34 protein-coding genes are annotated in these 18,798 nt (G+C 50.8%); 33 read left to right on the forward strand and 1 reads right to left on the reverse strand.

Annotated elements, in window-relative coordinates:
* Position 1: 1 nt before the first annotated feature.
* From tusB to bfr, 7 genes are all read left to right on the forward strand, one after another.
* Positions 2-289: a sulfurtransferase complex subunit TusB gene (gene tusB, locus BJP61_RS02930; RefSeq protein ID WP_075193953.1), complete on the forward strand. Its 288-nt coding sequence runs from the start codon at positions 2-4 to the stop codon at positions 287-289.
* A gap of 124 nt (positions 290-413) precedes the next feature.
* Complete coding sequence (gene rpsL / locus BJP61_RS02935) at positions 414-788, forward strand: 30S ribosomal protein S12 (protein WP_002436309.1); 375 nt, start codon at positions 414-416, stop codon at positions 786-788.
* A 95-nt stretch (positions 789-883) separates the two neighbouring features.
* The gene (gene rpsG, locus BJP61_RS02940; protein ID WP_007720812.1) at positions 884-1,354 is read left to right on the forward strand and encodes a 30S ribosomal protein S7; all 471 of its coding nucleotides are present in this window, start codon (positions 884-886) and stop codon (positions 1,352-1,354) included.
* 97 nt (positions 1,355-1,451) lie between these two features.
* Entirely contained in the window at positions 1,452-3,566 is a 2,115-nt protein-coding gene (gene fusA, locus BJP61_RS02945; RefSeq protein ID WP_038867180.1) for an elongation factor G, read from the forward strand.
* Positions 3,567-3,633: 67 nt separating this feature from the next.
* Complete coding sequence (gene tuf, locus BJP61_RS02950; RefSeq protein ID WP_038869252.1) at positions 3,634-4,818, forward strand: elongation factor Tu; 1,185 nt, start codon at positions 3,634-3,636, stop codon at positions 4,816-4,818.
* 177 nt (positions 4,819-4,995) lie between these two features.
* Entirely contained in the window at positions 4,996-5,190 is a 195-nt protein-coding gene (gene bfd, locus BJP61_RS02955) for a bacterioferritin-associated ferredoxin (RefSeq protein WP_007702510.1), read from the forward strand.
* A gap of 65 nt (positions 5,191-5,255) precedes the next feature.
* Entirely contained in the window at positions 5,256-5,732 is a 477-nt protein-coding gene (gene bfr, locus BJP61_RS02960) for a bacterioferritin (protein ID WP_171997811.1), read from the forward strand.
* A gap of 3 nt (positions 5,733-5,735) precedes the next feature.
* Here the strand turns inward: bfr and BJP61_RS02965 are convergent, their stop codons facing one another.
* Positions 5,736-6,203, reverse strand: coding sequence for an A24 family peptidase (locus BJP61_RS02965; RefSeq protein WP_075193697.1), 468 nt, complete (start codon positions 6,201-6,203; stop codon positions 5,736-5,738).
* A gap of 379 nt (positions 6,204-6,582) precedes the next feature.
* Between BJP61_RS02965 and rpsJ the strand changes: the two genes are divergently transcribed.
* The 26 genes from rpsJ to rpsD all read left to right on the forward strand — a co-directional run bounded on the left by rpsJ (position 6,583) and on the right by rpsD (position 18,796).
* Positions 6,583-6,894: a 30S ribosomal protein S10 gene (gene rpsJ / locus BJP61_RS02970; RefSeq protein ID WP_001181005.1), complete on the forward strand. Its 312-nt coding sequence runs from the start codon at positions 6,583-6,585 to the stop codon at positions 6,892-6,894.
* Positions 6,895-6,926: 32 nt separating this feature from the next.
* Positions 6,927-7,556, forward strand: coding sequence for a 50S ribosomal protein L3 (rplC, locus tag BJP61_RS02975; protein ID WP_007681261.1), 630 nt, complete (start codon positions 6,927-6,929; stop codon positions 7,554-7,556).
* Between the two features lie 10 nt (positions 7,557-7,566).
* Positions 7,567-8,172: a 50S ribosomal protein L4 gene (gene rplD / locus BJP61_RS02980; RefSeq protein WP_000424395.1), complete on the forward strand. Its 606-nt coding sequence runs from the start codon at positions 7,567-7,569 to the stop codon at positions 8,170-8,172.
* Entirely contained in the window at positions 8,169-8,471 is a 303-nt protein-coding gene (rplW, locus tag BJP61_RS02985) for a 50S ribosomal protein L23 (protein WP_004388606.1), read from the forward strand. Before rplD ends, rplW begins: the two co-directional genes overlap by 4 nt.
* A gap of 17 nt (positions 8,472-8,488) precedes the next feature.
* Positions 8,489-9,310 carry a 50S ribosomal protein L2 gene (gene rplB / locus BJP61_RS02990; protein WP_000301864.1) on the forward strand — a complete coding sequence of 274 codons (822 nt, stop codon included), beginning with the start codon at positions 8,489-8,491 and terminating at the stop codon, positions 9,308-9,310.
* Between the two features lie 16 nt (positions 9,311-9,326).
* Positions 9,327-9,605: a 30S ribosomal protein S19 gene (gene rpsS, locus BJP61_RS02995; RefSeq protein WP_001138115.1), complete on the forward strand. Its 279-nt coding sequence runs from the start codon at positions 9,327-9,329 to the stop codon at positions 9,603-9,605.
* A gap of 13 nt (positions 9,606-9,618) precedes the next feature.
* Positions 9,619-9,951 carry a 50S ribosomal protein L22 gene (rplV, locus tag BJP61_RS03000; protein ID WP_000447529.1) on the forward strand — a complete coding sequence of 111 codons (333 nt, stop codon included), beginning with the start codon at positions 9,619-9,621 and terminating at the stop codon, positions 9,949-9,951.
* Between the two features lie 17 nt (positions 9,952-9,968).
* Complete coding sequence (rpsC, locus tag BJP61_RS03005; RefSeq protein WP_004388607.1) at positions 9,969-10,670, forward strand: 30S ribosomal protein S3; 702 nt, start codon at positions 9,969-9,971, stop codon at positions 10,668-10,670.
* A 12-nt stretch (positions 10,671-10,682) separates the two neighbouring features.
* A complete protein-coding gene (rplP, locus tag BJP61_RS03010) occupies positions 10,683-11,093 on the forward strand; it encodes a 50S ribosomal protein L16 (RefSeq protein WP_004388608.1) in 411 nt (136 codons plus the stop codon).
* On the forward strand, positions 11,093-11,284 hold the full coding sequence (gene rpmC / locus BJP61_RS03015) for a 50S ribosomal protein L29 (RefSeq protein ID WP_004388609.1): 192 nt from the start codon (positions 11,093-11,095) through the stop codon (positions 11,282-11,284). Before rplP ends, rpmC begins: the two co-directional genes overlap by 1 nt.
* Positions 11,284-11,538 (forward strand): 30S ribosomal protein S17, encoded by a 255-nt coding sequence (gene rpsQ / locus BJP61_RS03020; RefSeq protein ID WP_000130100.1) that lies wholly within the window; start codon positions 11,284-11,286, stop codon positions 11,536-11,538. The genes rpmC and rpsQ overlap by 1 nt, the downstream gene beginning before the upstream one ends.
* Positions 11,539-11,704: 166 nt before the next feature.
* Complete coding sequence (gene rplN, locus BJP61_RS03025) at positions 11,705-12,076, forward strand: 50S ribosomal protein L14 (protein ID WP_004388611.1); 372 nt, start codon at positions 11,705-11,707, stop codon at positions 12,074-12,076.
* Positions 12,077-12,086: 10 nt separating this feature from the next.
* Positions 12,087-12,401, forward strand: coding sequence for a 50S ribosomal protein L24 (rplX, locus tag BJP61_RS03030; RefSeq protein WP_000729185.1), 315 nt, complete (start codon positions 12,087-12,089; stop codon positions 12,399-12,401).
* 14 nt (positions 12,402-12,415) lie between these two features.
* Positions 12,416-12,955: a 50S ribosomal protein L5 gene (gene rplE / locus BJP61_RS03035; protein WP_007670001.1), complete on the forward strand. Its 540-nt coding sequence runs from the start codon at positions 12,416-12,418 to the stop codon at positions 12,953-12,955.
* 14 nt (positions 12,956-12,969) lie between these two features.
* Positions 12,970-13,275, forward strand: a complete 306-nt coding sequence (rpsN, locus tag BJP61_RS03040; protein WP_004388614.1) for a 30S ribosomal protein S14 — start codon at positions 12,970-12,972, stop codon at positions 13,273-13,275.
* Positions 13,276-13,308: 33 nt separating this feature from the next.
* Positions 13,309-13,701 carry a 30S ribosomal protein S8 gene (rpsH, locus tag BJP61_RS03045; RefSeq protein ID WP_007702493.1) on the forward strand — a complete coding sequence of 131 codons (393 nt, stop codon included), beginning with the start codon at positions 13,309-13,311 and terminating at the stop codon, positions 13,699-13,701.
* Positions 13,702-13,713: 12 nt separating this feature from the next.
* On the forward strand, positions 13,714-14,247 hold the full coding sequence (gene rplF, locus BJP61_RS03050; protein ID WP_038867213.1) for a 50S ribosomal protein L6: 534 nt from the start codon (positions 13,714-13,716) through the stop codon (positions 14,245-14,247).
* Positions 14,248-14,256: 9 nt separating this feature from the next.
* Positions 14,257-14,610 carry a 50S ribosomal protein L18 gene (rplR, locus tag BJP61_RS03055; RefSeq protein WP_000358956.1) on the forward strand — a complete coding sequence of 118 codons (354 nt, stop codon included), beginning with the start codon at positions 14,257-14,259 and terminating at the stop codon, positions 14,608-14,610.
* A 14-nt stretch (positions 14,611-14,624) separates the two neighbouring features.
* Positions 14,625-15,125, forward strand: a complete 501-nt coding sequence (gene rpsE, locus BJP61_RS03060; protein WP_004388617.1) for a 30S ribosomal protein S5 — start codon at positions 14,625-14,627, stop codon at positions 15,123-15,125.
* Between the two features lie 6 nt (positions 15,126-15,131).
* Positions 15,132-15,311, forward strand: coding sequence for a 50S ribosomal protein L30 (gene rpmD / locus BJP61_RS03065; protein WP_001140434.1), 180 nt, complete (start codon positions 15,132-15,134; stop codon positions 15,309-15,311).
* Between the two features lie 3 nt (positions 15,312-15,314).
* The gene (gene rplO / locus BJP61_RS03070) at positions 15,315-15,749 is read left to right on the forward strand and encodes a 50S ribosomal protein L15 (RefSeq protein ID WP_004388618.1); all 435 of its coding nucleotides are present in this window, start codon (positions 15,315-15,317) and stop codon (positions 15,747-15,749) included.
* Between the two features lie 7 nt (positions 15,750-15,756).
* Positions 15,757-17,088 carry a preprotein translocase subunit SecY gene (gene secY / locus BJP61_RS03075; RefSeq protein ID WP_004388619.1) on the forward strand — a complete coding sequence of 444 codons (1,332 nt, stop codon included), beginning with the start codon at positions 15,757-15,759 and terminating at the stop codon, positions 17,086-17,088.
* A 30-nt stretch (positions 17,089-17,118) separates the two neighbouring features.
* Positions 17,119-17,235: a 50S ribosomal protein L36 gene (gene rpmJ, locus BJP61_RS03080; RefSeq protein ID WP_000868187.1), complete on the forward strand. Its 117-nt coding sequence runs from the start codon at positions 17,119-17,121 to the stop codon at positions 17,233-17,235.
* A 146-nt stretch (positions 17,236-17,381) separates the two neighbouring features.
* Positions 17,382-17,738 carry a 30S ribosomal protein S13 gene (gene rpsM / locus BJP61_RS03085; protein ID WP_004388620.1) on the forward strand — a complete coding sequence of 119 codons (357 nt, stop codon included), beginning with the start codon at positions 17,382-17,384 and terminating at the stop codon, positions 17,736-17,738.
* 16 nt (positions 17,739-17,754) lie between these two features.
* Positions 17,755-18,144: a 30S ribosomal protein S11 gene (rpsK, locus tag BJP61_RS03090; RefSeq protein ID WP_004388621.1), complete on the forward strand. Its 390-nt coding sequence runs from the start codon at positions 17,755-17,757 to the stop codon at positions 18,142-18,144.
* A 31-nt stretch (positions 18,145-18,175) separates the two neighbouring features.
* The gene (rpsD, locus tag BJP61_RS03095) at positions 18,176-18,796 is read left to right on the forward strand and encodes a 30S ribosomal protein S4 (protein WP_004388622.1); all 621 of its coding nucleotides are present in this window, start codon (positions 18,176-18,178) and stop codon (positions 18,794-18,796) included.
* Positions 18,797-18,798 lie beyond the last annotated feature (2 nt).

The raw sequence follows: 18,798 nt of genomic DNA on the forward strand, positions 1-18,798 counted from the left end.
CATGCTGTATACGCTTTCTCGCTCGCCCTGGCAGACCGATCTTGAGGCCCTGCTGCGTCTGGTACGCGCCAGCGACGATATTCTGTTGATGCAGGACGGCGTGGTCGCCGCGCTTAACCACAGCCGCTTTCTGACTGCGCTGCTGGCCTCACCCGCCCGGGTGTGCGCCTTAGAAAACGACATTGAAGCCAGAGGATTGGGCGCTCAAATTTCGAGCAATGTCGAAACGATTAGCTATACTGATTTCGTCAAACTCACAGTAAAACACGCGAGCCAGATGGCCTGGTAACGCCCGAACGCTGTATATTTCTTGACACCCTTTAAGCACAGCCCTAAAATTCCGCGTCCTCATATTATATGGGGACGATTTATTACGTGTTTACGAAGCAAAAGCTAAAACCAGGAGCTATTTAATGGCAACAGTTAACCAGCTGGTACGCAAACCACGCTCTCGCAAAGTTGCAAAAAGCAACGTGCCGGCGCTGGAAGCATGCCCGCAAAAACGTGGCGTATGTACTCGCGTATATACCACCACCCCGAAAAAACCGAACTCCGCACTGCGTAAAGTGTGCCGTGTTCGTCTGACTAACGGTTTTGAAGTGACTTCCTACATCGGTGGTGAAGGTCACAACCTGCAGGAGCACTCCGTGATCCTGATCCGTGGCGGTCGTGTAAAAGACCTCCCGGGTGTTCGTTACCACACCGTTCGTGGTGCGCTTGACTGCTCTGGCGTTAAAGACCGTAAGCAGGCTCGCTCCAAGTACGGCGTGAAGCGTCCTAAGGCTTAATGGTTCTCCGTTAAGTAAGGCCAAACGTTTTATATTACTGTCAAACTAAACTCGTAGAGTTTTGGACAATCCTGAATTAACAACGGAGTATTTCCATGCCACGTCGTCGCGTCATTGGTCAGCGTAAAATTCTGCCGGATCCGAAGTTCGGATCAGAACTGCTGGCTAAATTTGTAAATATCCTGATGGTAGATGGTAAAAAATCTACTGCAGAAGCAATCGTATACAGTGCTCTTGAGACCCTGGCTCAGCGCTCTGGTAAATCTGAACTGGAAGCTTTCGAAGTCGCGCTGGACAACGTTCGTCCGACTGTCGAAGTTAAGTCCCGCCGCGTAGGTGGTTCTACTTATCAGGTTCCAGTTGAAGTCCGTCCGGTCCGTCGTAATGCCCTGGCAATGCGTTGGATCGTTGAAGCTGCTCGTAAACGCGGTGATAAATCCATGGCTCTGCGCCTGGCGAACGAACTTTCTGATGCTGCAGACAACAAAGGTACTGCAGTTAAGAAACGTGAAGACGTTCACCGTATGGCAGAAGCCAACAAGGCGTTCGCACACTACCGTTGGTAATCCCTTCGGCATGTTAGTCACCAGACGGGCGCTTCAAGTGAGTCGCCCGTCCTGGGCAACTTAATTTGAGCGCCTAAAGAAACAAACGAGGAATCAAATGGCTCGTACAACACCCATCGCACGCTATCGTAACATCGGTATCAGTGCGCACATCGACGCCGGTAAAACCACTACTACCGAACGTATTCTGTTCTACACCGGTGTAAACCACAAAATCGGTGAAGTTCATGACGGCGCCGCTACTATGGACTGGATGGAGCAGGAGCAGGAGCGTGGTATCACCATTACCTCCGCTGCGACTACCGCATTCTGGTCTGGTATGGCTAAGCAGTATGAGCCGCACCGTATCAACATCATCGACACCCCGGGGCACGTTGACTTCACAATCGAAGTAGAACGTTCTATGCGTGTTCTTGACGGTGCGGTAATGGTTTACTGCGCAGTTGGTGGTGTTCAGCCGCAGTCTGAAACCGTATGGCGTCAGGCTAACAAATACAAAGTTCCGCGTATCGCGTTCGTTAACAAAATGGACCGCATGGGCGCGAACTTCCTGAAAGTTGTTGGTCAGATCAAAACCCGCCTGGGCGCGAACCCGGTTCCGCTGCAGCTGGCAATTGGTGCTGAAGACGGCTTCACTGGTGTTGTTGACCTGGTGAAAATGAAAGCCATCAACTGGAACGATGCAGACCAGGGCGTAACCTTCGAATACGAAGATATCCCGGCTGACATGCAGGACCTGGCTGACGAATGGCACCAGAACCTGATCGAATCCGCTGCTGAAGCTTCTGAAGAGCTGATGGAGAAATACCTGGGTGGTGAAGAACTGACTGAAGAAGAGATCAAAAAGGCTCTGCGTCAGCGCGTTCTGAACAACGAAATCATCCTGGTAACCTGTGGTTCTGCGTTCAAGAACAAAGGTGTTCAGGCGATGCTGGATGCGGTAATTGATTACCTGCCATCCCCGGTTGACGTACCTGCGATCAACGGTATCCTGGACGACGGTAAAGATACTCCGGCTGAGCGTCATGCGAGCGATGAAGAGCCGTTCTCTGCTCTGGCGTTCAAAATCGCTACCGACCCGTTCGTGGGTAACCTGACGTTCTTCCGCGTGTACTCTGGCGTGGTTAACTCTGGCGATACCATCCTGAACTCCGTGAAATCCGCACGTGAGCGTTTCGGTCGTATCGTACAGATGCACGCTAACAAGCGTGAAGAGATCAAAGAAGTTCGCGCGGGCGATATCGCTGCAGCTATCGGTCTGAAAGACGTGACCACCGGTGACACTCTGTGTAACCCGGATCACCCGATCATTCTGGAGCGCATGGAATTCCCTGAGCCGGTAATCTCTATCGCGGTTGAACCGAAAACCAAAGCTGACCAGGAAAAAATGGGTCTGGCTCTGGGCCGTCTGGCTAAAGAAGACCCGTCTTTCCGCGTATGGACTGACGAAGAATCTAACCAGACCATCATCGCTGGTATGGGTGAGCTGCACCTCGACATCATCGTTGACCGTATGAAGCGTGAATTCAACGTTGAAGCGAACGTAGGTAAACCTCAGGTTGCTTACCGCGAAGCGATTCGCACCAAGGTTACCGACATTGAAGGTAAACATGCTAAGCAGTCTGGTGGTCGCGGTCAGTACGGTCACGTTGTGATCGACATGTACCCGCTGGAGCCGGGCTCTAACCCGAAAGGTTACGAGTTCATCAACGACATCAAAGGTGGTGTAATTCCTGGCGAATACATCCCGGCCGTTGATAAAGGCATCCAGGAGCAGCTGAAGTCTGGTCCGCTGGCAGGTTACCCGGTAGTAGACATCGGTATTCGTCTGCACTTCGGTTCTTACCACGACGTTGACTCCTCTGAACTGGCGTTTAAACTGGCAGCTTCTATCGCCTTTAAAGAAGGCTTTAAGAAAGCAAAACCAGTTCTGCTTGAGCCGATCATGAAGGTTGAAGTAGAAACTCCGGAAGAGAACACTGGTGACGTTATCGGTGACTTGAGCCGTCGTCGCGGTATGCTGCGTGGTCAGGAATCCGAAGTGACTGGCGTGAAGATCCACGCTGAAGTTCCGCTGTCTGAAATGTTCGGATATGCAACTCAGCTGCGTTCTCTGACCAAAGGTCGTGCATCATACACTATGGAATTCCTGAAGTATGATGATGCGCCGAACAACGTCGCTCAGGCCGTTATCGAAGCCCGTGGCAAATAAGCCTCAGGGTTAAAACCAAAGTCCCGTGCCCTCTCGGCGAGGGGGCACTATAGTAAGGAATATAGCCGTGTCTAAAGAAAAATTTGAACGTACAAAACCGCACGTTAACGTCGGTACTATCGGCCACGTTGACCATGGTAAAACTACCCTGACCGCTGCCATCACTACCGTTCTGGCTAAAACCTACGGTGGTTCTGCTCGTGCATTCGATCAGATCGATAACGCGCCGGAAGAAAAAGCTCGTGGTATCACCATCAACACCTCTCACGTTGAATATGACACCCCGACTCGTCACTACGCGCACGTTGACTGCCCGGGCCACGCCGACTACGTGAAAAACATGATCACCGGTGCTGCTCAGATGGACGGCGCTATCCTGGTTGTTGCTGCGACTGACGGCCCGATGCCGCAGACCCGTGAGCACATCCTGCTGGGTCGCCAGGTAGGCGTTCCGTACATCATCGTGTTCCTGAACAAATGCGACATGGTTGATGACGAAGAGCTGCTGGAACTGGTTGAGATGGAAGTGCGTGAGCTGCTGTCTCAGTACGACTTCCCGGGCGATGACACCCCGATCGTTCGCGGTTCCGCGCTGAAAGCGCTGGAAGGCGAAGCTGAGTGGGAAGAGAAAATCATCGAGCTGGCAGGTCACCTGGATTCTTACATCCCGGAACCGGAGCGCGCGATTGACAAGCCGTTCCTGCTGCCGATCGAAGACGTATTCTCCATCTCCGGTCGTGGTACCGTTGTTACCGGTCGTGTAGAGCGCGGTATCATCAAAGTTGGTGAAGAAGTGGAAATCGTTGGTATCAAAGACACCGCGAAATCTACCTGTACCGGCGTTGAAATGTTCCGCAAACTGCTGGACGAAGGCCGCGCGGGCGAGAACGTAGGTGTTCTGCTGCGTGGTATCAAACGTGAAGAAATCGAACGTGGTCAGGTACTGGCTAAGCCGGGCTCCATCAAGCCGCACACCAAGTTCGAATCTGAAGTGTACATTCTGTCCAAAGACGAAGGCGGCCGTCACACTCCGTTCTTCAAAGGCTACCGTCCGCAGTTCTACTTCCGTACCACTGACGTGACCGGTACCATCGAACTGCCGGAAGGCGTTGAGATGGTAATGCCGGGCGACAACATCAAAATGGTTGTCACCCTGATCCACCCGATCGCAATGGACGACGGTCTGCGTTTCGCAATCCGCGAAGGCGGCCGTACCGTAGGCGCTGGCGTGGTTGCTAAAGTTCTGGGCTAATTAACTCAGAATTGAAAAGGGCGCTTCGGCGCCCTTTTTGTTTTATAAGGAAAAGTTGTTCTAAAGGTTTATACACTTTCTAAAGCCACTCATCCCTCATTAAAAGTCTGTCCCTGCCTCGTTGTAATCATAACCATTCTCATTTACACTCTGTGCATAAACTGAACGGGAGTTATCATGTACGTTTGTTTGTGTAATGGTATCAGCGATAAAAAAATACGGCAGGCGGTACGTCAGCATCATCCCCAGTCCTTCCAGCAGCTTCGTAAATTTATGCCGATTGGCAATCAGTGTGGTAAATGCGTTCGCGCCGCCCGCGAAATAATGCAGGACGAGCTGATGCAGATCCCTGAGTATCAGGAAATTGCCTGACCGCAGATTTTGACTTCCACGCCAGCCCATCTACGCTTCATGTAGTGGAAGCGGAGGGAAGCAAAATGCAAGGTGATATTAAGATAATAAACTATCTCAATAAATTATTGGGAAATGAGCTTATCGCAATCAACCAGTACTTTCTCCATGCGAGAATGTTCAAAAACTGGGGCCTGATGCGCCTCAACGATGTCGAATACCATGAGTCTATTGATGAAATGAAACACGCCGATATTTATATCGAACGTATTTTATTTCTTGAGGGCATCCCCAACCTTCAGGACCTGGGTAAACTGCATATCGGCGAAGATGTAGAAGAAATGCTGCGCTCCGATCTCACTCTTGAGATGGAAGGCGCGAAAGATTTGCGTGAGGCTATCGCCTATGCAGATTCTATTCATGATTACGTCAGCAGGGATATCATGATCAAAATCCTTGAGGACGAAGAGCACCATATCGACTGGCTTGAAACCGAGCTGGATCTTATCAGCAAAATTGGCCTGCAGAATTACATTCAGTCCCAGATTAAAGAACAGAGCTAACATTTATACATCCAGTATCTGGAAAGTAGAGATACTGCAAAGCAACCCCGCTGCCGCCAGAAATGGACCAAAAGGTAGCGGGGTTTTTCGTAAATGCATCGGCTCTTTTTTACGGTACAGGAAAAACGACATCATTAGCCCGAGCAAAGCGGCAGTTAAAAGCAACAGGCCCAACATCTGCCATCCATGCCAGGCGCCAAGCGCGCCGAGATATTTAACATCGCCATATCCCAGCCCTTCAGAATTACGTAACCATCGGTAAGCCCAGTAAAGCAACGACAAGGATAGGTAGCCAATGAGTGCGCCCGCTACCGCATCAGCGAGGAAGCGTGACTGAAAAATGAGATGGTAAGACAAACCCAGCCAAAGGAGGGGACAAGTCAGGCTGTTGGGTAGCAGGCCATAACGAAGATCTTTCAGCACTAGCCCTGCGTTCAGCAATATATACCCCAATAACCATAACGTAATCATATCACCACCTTCTGGTGAGCCATTCATAACGCCGTAAAAATACAATCTGTGTGCGGCGAAGCGAATGGCGTTCTTTCAGTGATGCGCGATACATTCCAGCTAATCTAGCCGCGGACGTACATGTTGCAGTAGACTGCGATGCAGTACGGAAGAATGTTTAATTTCTAATCAGAGCTTGCGTCGGCGTCAGATTTACGTATAATGCGCGGGCTTGTCATTAATGACGGCGGGTTCAATATGAACCCTGATAGCTGCGGTTTGGCTATCTACAATGCTCCCAATCGGGGGGCTACGTAAGAACGATTACACTCTCCCATCAATCGTAATGGGTTCGAGGAGTAATCATTTTCGTCTATAAAATAATTGGAGCTCTGGTCTCATGCAGAACCAAAGAATCCGTATCCGCCTGAAAGCGTTTGATCATCGTCTGATCGATCAATCAACCGCGGAAATCGTCGAGACTGCTAAGCGCACTGGTGCGCAAGTCCGTGGTCCGATCCCGCTGCCGACCCGCAAAGAGCGCTTTACCGTTCTGATCTCCCCGCACGTTAACAAAGACGCGCGTGATCAGTACGAAATCCGCACTCACAAGCGTCTGGTTGACATCGTTGAGCCAACCGAGAAAACCGTTGATGCTCTGATGCGTCTGGATCTGGCTGCCGGTGTAGACGTGCAGATCAGCCTGGGTTAATCAGGTCATTGAGCGATTGAGAGGTTGAAACAATGATTGGTTTAGTCGGTAAAAAAGTGGGTATGACCCGCATCTTCACTGAAGAAGGCGTTTCTATCCCAGTAACCGTAATCGAAGTTGAAGCAAACCGCGTTACTCAGGTTAAAGACCTGGCTAACGACGGCTACCGCGCTGTGCAGGTTACCACCGGTGCTAAAAAAGCTAACCGCGTAACCAAGCCGGAAGCGGGTCACTTCGCTAAAGCTGGCGTAGAAGCTGGCCGTGGTCTGTGGGAATTCCGTCTCGCTGATGGCGAAGAATACACCGTAGGTCAGAGCATTAGCGTTGAGCTGTTTGCTGAAGTTAAAAAAGTTGACGTAACTGGCACCTCTAAAGGTAAAGGTTTCGCCGGTACCGTTAAGCGCTGGAACTTCCGTACCCAGGACGCTACTCACGGTAACTCCTTGTCCCACCGCGTTCCGGGTTCTATCGGTCAGAACCAGACTCCGGGCAAAGTGTTCAAAGGCAAGAAAATGGCAGGTCAGCTGGGTAACGAGCGTGTAACCGTTCAGAGCCTGGACGTAGTACGTGTTGACGCTGAGCGCAACCTGCTGCTGGTTAAAGGTGCTGTCCCGGGTGCGACCGGTAGCGACCTGATCGTTAAACCAGCTGTGAAGGCGTGAGGAGATAGCAATGGAATTAGTACTGAAAGACGCGCAGAGCGCGCTGACTGTTTCCGAAACTACCTTCGGTCGTGATTTCAACGAAGCGCTGGTACACCAGGTTGTAGTTGCTTACGCAGCTGGTGCTCGTCAGGGTACTCGTGCTCAGAAGACCCGTGCTGAAGTAACTGGCTCCGGTAAAAAACCGTGGCGCCAGAAAGGTACTGGCCGTGCGCGTTCTGGTTCCATCAAGAGCCCGATTTGGCGTTCTGGTGGCGTAACCTTCGCTGCGCGTCCGCAGGACCACAGTCAAAAAGTTAACAAAAAGATGTACCGCGGCGCGCTGAAAAGCATCCTGTCCGAACTGGTACGTCAGGATCGTCTGATCGTTGTCGAGAAGTTCTCTGTTGAAGCGCCGAAAACCAAGCTGCTGGCACAGAAACTGAAAGACATGGCTCTGGAAGATGTGCTGATCATCACCGGTGAACTGGACGAAAACCTGTTCCTGGCCGCACGTAACCTGCACAAGGTTGACGTACGCGATGCTACAGGTATCGACCCGGTTAGCCTGATCGCCTTCGACAAAGTCGTAATGACTGCTGATGCTGTTAAGCAAGTTGAGGAGATGCTGGCATGATTCGTGAAGAACGTCTGCTGAAGGTGCTGCGCGCACCGCACGTTTCTGAAAAAGCGTCTACTGCGATGGAAAAAACCAACACCATCGTTCTCAAAGTTGCTAAAGACGCGACTAAAGCAGAAATCAAAGCTGCTGTGCAGAAACTGTTTGAAGTCGAAGTCGAAGTCGTTAACACCCTGGTTGTTAAAGGGAAAGTTAAACGTCACGGACAGCGTATCGGTCGTCGTAGCGACTGGAAAAAAGCTTACGTCACCCTGAAAGAAGGCCAGAATCTGGACTTCATCGGCGGCGCTGAGTAAGTCGGAGGAGTAATACAATGGCAGTTGTTAAATGTAAACCGACATCTCCGGGTCGTCGCCACGTTGTTAAAGTGGTTAACCCTGAGCTGCACAAGGGCAAACCTTTTGCTCCGTTGCTGGAAAAAAACAGCAAATCCGGTGGTCGTAACAACAATGGCCGTATCACCACTCGTCACATCGGTGGTGGTCACAAACAGGCCTACCGTATTGTTGACTTCAAACGCAACAAAGACGGTATCCCGGCAGTTGTTGAACGTCTTGAGTACGATCCGAACCGCTCCGCGAACATCGCGCTGGTTCTGTACAAAGATGGCGAGCGCCGTTACATCCTGGCCCCTAAAGGCCTGAAAGCTGGCGACCAGATTCAGTCTGGCGTTGATGCTGCAATCAAACCAGGTAACACCCTGCCGATGCGCAACATCCCGGTTGGTTCTACTGTTCATAACGTAGAAATGAAACCAGGTAAAGGCGGTCAGCTGGCACGTTCTGCTGGTACCTATGTTCAGATCGTTGCTCGTGACGGTGCTTATGTCACCCTGCGTCTGCGTTCTGGCGAAATGCGTAAAGTGGAAGCTGACTGCCGCGCTACTCTGGGCGAAGTTGGTAACGCTGAGCATATGCTGCGCGTTCTGGGTAAAGCAGGTGCTGCACGCTGGCGTGGTGTTCGTCCTACCGTTCGCGGTACGGCGATGAACCCGGTGGATCACCCACATGGTGGTGGTGAAGGTCGTAACTTTGGTAAGCACCCGGTAACTCCGTGGGGCGTTCAGACCAAAGGTAAGAAGACCCGCAGCAACAAGCGTACTGATAAATTCATCGTACGTCGCCGTAGCAAATAATTTTAGAGGATAAGCCATGCCACGTTCTCTCAAGAAAGGTCCTTTTATTGACCTGCACTTGCTGAAGAAGGTAGAGAAAGCGGTGGAAAGCGGTGACAAGAAGCCCCTGCGCACTTGGTCCCGTCGTTCAACGATCTTTCCAAACATGATCGGTTTGACCATCGCTGTCCATAATGGTCGTCAGCACGTTCCAGTCTTTGTTTCCGATGAAATGGTCGGTCACAAACTGGGTGAATTCGCACCGACCCGTACTTATCGCGGTCACGCGGCTGATAAAAAAGCCAAGAAGAAATAAGTAGGAGGAAGAGATGGAAACTATCGCTAAACATCGCCATGCTCGTTCTTCTGCTCAGAAGGTTCGCCTGGTGGCTGACCTGATTCGCGGTAAGAAAGTGTCGCAGGCTCTGGATATTCTGACCTACACCAATAAGAAAGCAGCTGTATTGGTTAAGAAAGTCCTGGAATCTGCCATTGCTAACGCTGAACACAACGATGGCGCTGACATTGACGATCTGAAAGTCACGAAAATTTTCGTAGACGAAGGCCCGAGCATGAAACGCATTATGCCGCGTGCGAAAGGTCGTGCAGATCGCATTCTGAAGCGCACCAGCCACATCACTGTGGTTGTGTCCGATCGCTGAGACTCTGGAGACTAGCAATGGGTCAGAAAGTACATCCTAATGGTATTCGCCTGGGTATTGTAAAACCATGGAACTCTACCTGGTTCGCGAACACCAAAGAATTCGCTGACAACCTGGACAGCGACTTTAAAGTTCGTCAGTACCTGAATAAGGAACTGGCTAAAGCGTCTGTATCTCGTATCGTTATCGAGCGTCCGGCTAAAAGCATCCGTGTGACCATTCACACTGCTCGCCCGGGTATCGTTATCGGTAAGAAAGGTGAAGACGTTGAAAAACTGCGTAAGGGCGTAGCGGACATCGCTGGCGTGCCTGCACAGATCAATATCGCCGAAGTTCGTAAACCTGAACTGGACGCAAAACTGGTTGCTGATAGCATCACTTCTCAGCTGGAACGTCGCGTTATGTTCCGTCGTGCTATGAAGCGTGCTGTACAGAATGCCATGCGTCTGGGCGCTAAAGGTATCAAAGTTGAAGTTAGCGGCCGTCTGGGCGGCGCTGAGATCGCACGTACCGAGTGGTATCGTGAAGGTCGCGTTCCGCTGCATACTCTGCGCGCTGACATCGACTACAACACCTCCGAAGCGCACACCACTTACGGTGTAATCGGCGTTAAAGTGTGGATCTTCAAAGGTGAGATCCTTGGTGGTATGGCTGCTGTTGAACAACCGGAAAAACCGGCTGCTCAACCGAAAAAGCAGCAGCGTAAAGGCCGTAAATAAGGAGCGTCGCTGATGTTACAACCAAAGCGTACAAAATTCCGTAAAGTGCACAAAGGCCGCAACCGTGGTCTGGCGCAGGGTACGGATGTTAGCTTCGGCACTTACGGTCTTAAAGCTGTTGGCCGTGGTCGTCTGACTGCCCGTCAGATCGAAGCAGCACGTCGTGCAATGACCCGTGCAGTTAAGCGTCAGGGTAAGATCTGGATCCGTGTATTCCCGGACAAACCGATCACCGAAAAGCCGCTGGAAGTGCGTATGGGTAAAGGTAAAGGTAACGTGGAGTATTGGGTTGCCTTGATTCAGCCGGGTAAAGTCCTGTACGAAATGGACGGTGTGCCGGAAGAGCTGGCCCGTGAAGCATTCAAGCTGGCAGCAGCGAAACTGCCGATTAAAACCACCTTTGTAACTAAGACGGTGATGTAATGAAAGCAAAAGAGCTGCGTGAGAAGAGTGTTGAAGAGCTGAACACCGAGCTGCTTAACCTGCTGCGCGAGCAGTTCAACCTGCGTATGCAGGCTGCAAGTGGCCAGCTGCAACAGACTCACCTGTTGAAGCAAGTGCGTCGTGATGTCGCACGCGTTAAGACTTTACTGACTGAGAAGGCGGGTGCGTAATGACCGATAAAATCCGTACTCTGCAAGGTCGCGTTGTTAGCGACAAAATGGAGAAATCCATTGTTGTTGCCATCGAGCGTTTTGTGAAACACCCGATCTACGGTAAATTCATCAAGCGTACGACCAAACTGCACGTACATGACGAGAACAACGAATGCGGTATCGGTGACGTGGTTGAAATCCGCGAATGCCGTCCGCTGTCCAAGACTAAGTCCTGGACGCTGGTTCGCGTTGTAGAGAAAGCGGTTCTGTAATAGAGTAGCGCTCTCTAACAGAATAAACGGCTCAGCGATGAGCCGTTTATTTTTTCTACCCATATCCTGTGAGCGGTGTTATAATGCCGCGCCCTCGATTATGGGGATTTTTAACGACCTGATATTTAGGTCCCGAAGTAGTAGTTGACATTAGCGGAGCACTGAAATGATCCAAGAACAGACTATGCTGAACGTCGCCGACAACTCCGGCGCGCGTCGCGTAATGTGTATCAAGGTTCTGGGTGGCTCGCACCGTCGCTACGCAGGCGTCGGCGATATCATCAAAATTACCATCAAGGAAGCAATTCCTCGCGGTAAAGTTAAGAAAGGTGATGTGCTGAAGGCGGTAGTGGTGCGCACCAAGAAGGGTGTTCGTCGCCCTGACGGTTCTGTCGTTCGCTTCGATGGCAATGCTTGTGTTCTTCTGAACAACAACAGCGAGCAGCCTATCGGTACGCGTATTTTTGGGCCGGTAACTCGTGAACTTCGTTCTGAGAAGTTTATGAAAATCATCTCTCTGGCACCAGAAGTACTCTAAGGAGCGAATCATGGCAGCGAAAATCCGTCGTGATGACGAAGTTATCGTGTTAACCGGTAAAGATAAAGGTAAGCGCGGTAAAGTTAAGAATGTCCTGTCTTCCGGCAAGGTCATTGTTGAAGGTATCAACCTGGTTAAGAAACATCAGAAGCCGGTTCCGGCCCTGAACCAACCGGGTGGCATCGTTGAAAAAGAAGCTGCAATTCAGGTTTCTAACGTTGCAATCTTCAATGCGGCAACCGGCAAGGCTGACCGTGTAGGCTTTAGATTCGAAGATGGCAAAAAAGTCCGTTTCTTCAAATCTAACAGCGAAACTATCAAGTAATTTGGAGTAGTACGATGGCGAAACTGCATGATTACTACAAAGACGAAGTAGTTAATAAACTGATGACTCAGTTCAACTACAATTCTGTCATGCAAGTCCCTCGGGTCGAGAAGATCACCCTGAACATGGGTGTTGGTGAAGCGATCGCTGACAAGAAACTGCTGGATAACGCAGCAGCTGACCTGGCAGCAATCTCCGGTCAAAAACCGCTGATCACCAAAGCACGCAAATCTGTTGCAGGCTTCAAAATCCGTCAGGGCTATCCGATCGGCTGTAAAGTAACTCTGCGTGGCGAACGCATGTGGGAGTTCTTTGAGCGCCTGATCACTATTGCTGTACCGCGTATTCGTGACTTCCGCGGCCTGTCCGCTAAGTCTTTCGACGGTCGTGGCAATTACAGCATGGGTGTCCGTGAGCAGATCATCTTCCCGGAAATCGACTATGACAAAGTCGATCGCGTTCGTGGTTTGGATATTACCATTACCACTACTGCGAAATCTGATGAAGAAGGCCGTGCTCTGCTGGCTGCCTTTGACTTCCCGTTCCGCAAGTAAGGTAGGGTTACTTCATGGCTAAGCAATCAATGAAAGCACGCGAAGTAAAGCGCGTAGCTTTAGCTGAAAAATACTTCGCTAAACGCGCTGAACTGAAAGCGATCATTTCTGATGTGAACGCTTCCGACGAAGATCGTTGGAACGCTGTTCTGAAGCTGCAGACTCTGCCGCGTGATTCCAGCCCGTCTCGTCAGCGTAACCGCTGCCGTCAAACTGGTCGTCCGCACGCTTTCCTGCGGAAGTTCGGGTTGAGCCGTATTAAGGTCCGTGAAGCCGCTATGCGCGGTGAAATCCCGGGTCTGAAAAAGGCTAGCTGGTAATTGTCACCAATTGAATCACGGGAGTAAAGACAGATGAGCATGCAAGATCCGATCGCGGATATGCTGACCCGTATCCGTAACGGTCAGGCCGCGAACAAAGCTGCGGTCACCATGCCTTCCTCCAAGCTGAAAGTGGCAATCGCCAACGTGCTGAAGGAAGAAGGTTTTATTGAAGATTTTAAAGTTGAAGGCGACACCAAGCCGGAACTGGAAGTAACTCTTAAGTACTTCCAGGGTAAAGCTGTTGTAGAAAGCATTCAGCGTGTCAGCCGCCCAGGTCTGCGCATCTATAAGAAAAAAGATGAGCTGCCGAAAGTTATGGCTGGCCTTGGTATTGCGGTTATTTCTACCTCTAAAGGTGTTATGACTGATCGTGCAGCGCGCCAGGCTGGTCTTGGTGGCGAAATTATCTGCTACGTAGCCTAATCGGAGGAAAAAATGTCTCGTGTTGCTAAAGCACCGGTCGTTATTCCTGCCGGCGTTGATGTAAAACTCAACGGTCAGGTTATCACGATCAAAGGTAAAAACGGCGAGCTGACTCGTACTCTCAACGATGCTGTTGAAGTTAAACATGCAGATAATGCTCTGACTTTCGGTCCGCGTGATGGTTTTGCGGACGGTTGGGCTCAGGCTGGTACCGCGCGTGCCCTGCTGAATTCAATGGTTATCGGTGTTACCGAAGGCTTCACTAAGAAGCTGCAGCTGGTTGGTGTAGGTTATCGTGCAGCGATCAAAGGGAACGTAGTAAACCTGTCTCTGGGTTTCTCCCACCCTGTTGATCATCAGCTGCCTGCGGGTATCACTGCAGAATGTCCGTCTCAGACTGAAATCGTGCTGAAAGGCGCTGATAAACAGCTGATCGGCCAGGTTGCTGCTGACCTGCGCGCCTACCGTCGTCCTGAGCCTTACAAAGGCAAGGGTGTTCGTTACGCCGACGAAGTCGTGCGTACCAAAGAGGCTAAGAAGAAGTAAGGTAACACTATGGATAAGAAATCTGCTCGTATCCGTCGTGCGACCCGCGCACGTCGCAAGCTCAAAGAGCTTGGTGCGACCCGCCTGGTGGTACATCGTACCCCGCGTCATATTTACGCACAGGTAATCGCCCCGAACGGTTCTGAAGTTCTGGTAGCCGCTTCTACTGTAGAAAAAGCTATTGCTGAGCAACTGAAGTACACTGGAAACAAAGACGCCGCTGCAGCAGTTGGTAAAGCTGTTGCTGAGCGCGCGCTGGAAAAAGGCATCAAAGATGTTTCCTTTGACCGCTCTGGTTTCCAATATCATGGTCGTGTCCAGGCACTGGCAGATGCTGCCCGTGAAGCTGGCCTTCAGTTCTAAGGTAGAGGTGTAAGATGGCTCACATCGAAAAACAAGCTGGCGAACTGCAGGAAAAGCTGATCGCGGTAAACCGCGTATCTAAAACCGTAAAAGGTGGTCGTATTTTTAGCTTCACCGCTCTGACTGTAGTGGGTGATGGCAACGGCCGCGTTGGTTTTGGTTACGGTAAAGCACGCGAAGTTCCGGCAGCGATCCAGAAAGCGATGGAAAAAGCCCGTCGCAATATGATTAACGTCGCGCTGAACCACGGCACCCTGCAGCACCCGGTTAAAGGTGCTCACACGGGTTCTCGTGTATTCATGCAGCCGGCTTCCGAAGGTACCGGTATCATCGCCGGTGGTGCAATGCGCGCCGTTCTGGAAGTCGCTGGGGTTCATAACGTTCTGGCTAAAGCCTATGGTTCCACCAACCCGATCAACGTGGTTCGTGCAACTATTGATGGCCTGGCCAACATGAAATCCCCGGAAATGGTCGCTGCCAAGCGTGGTAAATCCGTTGAAGAAATTCTGGGGTAATTGACCATGGCAAAGACTATTAAAATCACTCAAACCCGCAGTGCAATCGGTCGTCTGCCGAAACATAAGGCAACGCTGCTTGGCCTGGGTCTGCGTCGTATTGGCCACACCGTAGAGCGCGAGGATACTCCTGCTGTTCGCGGTATGGTCAACGCGGTTTCCTTCATGGTTAAAGTTGAGGAGTAAGAGATGCGTTTAAATACTCTGTCTCCGGCCGAAGGCTCCAAAAAGGCGGGTAAACGCCTGGGTCGTGGTATCGGTTCTGGCCTCGGTAAAACCGGTGGTCGTGGTCACAAAGGTCAGAAGTCTCGTTCTGGCGGTGGCGTACGTCGCGGTTTCGAGGGCGGTCAGATGCCTCTGTACCGTCGTCTGCCGAAATTCGGTTTCACTTCTCGTAAAGCAATGATCACGGCAGAAGTTCGTCTGTCTGATCTGGCTAAAGTAGAAGGCGACGTGGTAGACCTGAACACGCTGAAAGCGGCAAACATTATCGGCATCCAGATTGAATTCGCGAAAGTGATTCTGGCTGGTGAAGTTACTCGTCCGGTAACTGTTCGTGGCCTGCGTGTGACTAAAGGCGCTCGTGCTGCTATCGAAGCTGCTGGCGGTAAAATCGAGGAATAAGTAGCAGATGGCTAAACAACCGGGATTAGATTTTCAAAGTGCCAAAGGTGGCCTTGGCGAACTGAAACGCAGACTGCTGTTTGTTATCGGTGCGCTGATTGTGTTCCGAATTGGCTCTTTTATTCCAATCCCTGGTATTGATGCCGCTGTACTTGCCAAACTGCTTGAGCAACAGCGTGGCACCATCATTGAAATGTTTAACATGTTCTCTGGTGGTGCTCTTAGCCGTGCTTCTATTTTCGCTCTGGGTATTATGCCGTATATTTCGGCCTCTATTATTATCCAGCTACTAACTGTCGTTCACCCGACATTGGCAGAAATGAAAAAAGAAGGGGAGTCTGGTCGTCGTAAGATCAGCCAGTACACCCGTTACGGCACTCTGGTGCTGGCAATATTCCAGTCGATCGGTATTGCTACCGGTCTGCCGAATATGCCTGGTATGCAAGGCCTGGTAATTAATCCGGGCTTTGCATTCTATTTCACCGCTGTTGTGAGTCTTGTCACCGGGACAATGTTCCTAATGTGGCTGGGCGAACAGATTACTGAGCGTGGTATCGGCAACGGTATCTCTATCATAATCTTCGCTGGTATCGTTGCGGGTCTTCCGCCGGCCATTGGCCATACCATCGAGCAAGCGCGGCAAGGCGACCTGCACTTCCTCCTGTTGCTGTTGGTTGCAGTATTAGTATTCGCAGTGACTTTCTTTGTTGTGTTTGTTGAGCGTGGTCAGCGCCGTATCGTCGTGAACTATGCAAAACGTCAGCAAGGTCGTCGTGTCTATGCTGCACAGAGCACACATTTACCGCTGAAAGTGAACATGGCTGGGGTTATTCCGGCAATTTTCGCTTCCAGTATTATTCTGTTCCCGGCGACCATCGCATCATGGTTCGGGGGCGGTACTGGTTGGAACTGGCTGACAACAATTTCGCTGTATTTGCAGCCTGGGCAACCGCTTTATGTGTTACTCTATGCGTCTGCAATCATCTTCTTCTGTTTCTTCTACACGGCGTTGGTTTTCAACCCGCGTGAAACAGCAGATAACCTGAAGAAGTCCGGTGCATTCGTGCCAGGAATTCGTCCGGGAGAACAAACGGCGAAGTATATCGATAAAGTAATGACACGCCTGACTTTAGTTGGCGCGCTGTATATTACTTTCATTTGCCTGATCCCGGAGTTCATGCGTGATGCAATGAAGGTTCCGTTCTATTTTGGTGGAACGTCATTACTTATCGTTGTCGTTGTCATCATGGACTTTATGGCTCAAGTGCAAACTCTGATGATGTCTAGTCAGTATGAGTCTGCATTGAAGAAAGCGAACCTCAAAGGCTACGGCCGTTAATGGTCGCTTGAGAAGTTACGGAGAGTAAAAATGAAAGTTCGTGCTTCCGTCAAGAAATTATGCCGTAACTGCAAAATCGTTAAGCGTGATGGCGTCATCCGCGTGATTTGCAGTGCCGAGCCGAAGCATAAACAGCGTCAAGGCTGATTATCTCGCATATTTTTCTTGCAAAGTTGGGTTGAGCTGGCTAGATTAGCCAGCCAATCTTTTGTATGTCTGTGCGTTTCCATTTGAGTATCCTGAAAACGGGCTTTTCAGCATGGGGCGCATAATCAATATAGTAGGAGTGCATAGTGGCCCGTATAGCAGGCATTAACATTCCTGATCATAAGCATGCCGTAATCGCATTAACTTCGATCTACGGTATCGGCAAAACCCGTTCTAAAGCTATCCTGGCTGCAGTGGGTTTCGCTGAAGATGTTAAGATCAGTGAGCTGTCTGAAGAACAAATCGACACGCTGCGTGACGAAGTTGCCAAATTTGTCGTTGAAGGTGATCTGCGCCGTGAAGTGAGTATGAGCATCAAGCGCCTGATGGATCTTGGTTGCTATCGCGGTTTGCGTCATCGTCGTGGTCTCCCGGTTCGCGGTCAGCGTACCAAGACCAACGCACGTACCCGTAAGGGTCCGCGCAAACCGATCAAGAAATAATCGGGGTGATTGAATAATGGCAAAGGCACCAGTTCGTGCACGTAAGCGTGTAAGAAAACAAGTCTCTGACGGCGTGGCTCATATCCATGCTTCTTTCAACAACACCATCGTTACTATTACTGATCGTCAAGGTAACGCTCTGGGTTGGGCAACTGCCGGTGGTTCCGGTTTCCGTGGTTCTCGCAAATCCACTCCGTTCGCAGCTCAGGTTGCAGCAGAGCGTTGCGCAGAAGCCGTGAAAGAATACGGTATCAAGAACCTGGAAGTTATGGTTAAGGGACCGGGTCCGGGCCGCGAATCTACTATTCGTGCTCTGAACGCCGCTGGTTTCCGCATCACTAATATTACTGATGTGACTCCGATCCCTCACAACGGTTGTCGTCCGCCGAAAAAACGTCGCGTATAACGCCCGTTTTTAGGAATGTTGGAGAAAGAAAATGGCAAGATATTTGGGTCCTAAGCTCAAGCTGAGCCGTCGCGAGGGCACAGACCTGTTCCTTAAGTCTGGCGTTCGCGCGATCGATACCAAGTGTAAAATTGAACAAGCTCCTGGCCAGCACGGCGCACGTAAACCGCGTCTGTCTGACTATGGTGTGCAGTTGCGTGAAAAGCAAAAAGTTCGCCGTATCTACGGTGTGCTGGAGCGTCAGTTCCGTAACTACTACAAAGAAGCCGCGCGTCTGAAAGGCAACACCGGTGAAAACCTGTTGGCTCTGCTGGAAGGTCGTCTGGACAACGTTGTATACCGTATGGGCTTTGGCGCCACTCGTGCAGAAGCACGTCAGCTGGTTAGCCACAAAGCGATTATGGTAAACGGTCGTGTTGTTAACATCGCTTCTTACCAGGTTAGTCCGAACGACGTAGTCAGCGTTCGTGAGAAAGCGAAAAAGCAGTCTCGCGTGAAAGCCGCTCTGGAGCTGGCTGAGCAGCGTGAAAAGCCAACCTGGCTGGAAGTTGATGCTGGCAAGATGGAAGGTACCTTCAAGCGTAAGCCTGAGCGCACCGATCTGTCTGCGGACATTAACGAACACCTGATCGTCGAGCTTTACTCCAAGTAAAG

Origin of the sequence: Cronobacter sp. JZ38 (assembly GCF_008932145.1) — a bacterium.
GTDB classification, from domain to species: Bacteria; Pseudomonadota; Gammaproteobacteria; order Enterobacterales; family Enterobacteriaceae; genus Cronobacter; species Cronobacter muytjensii.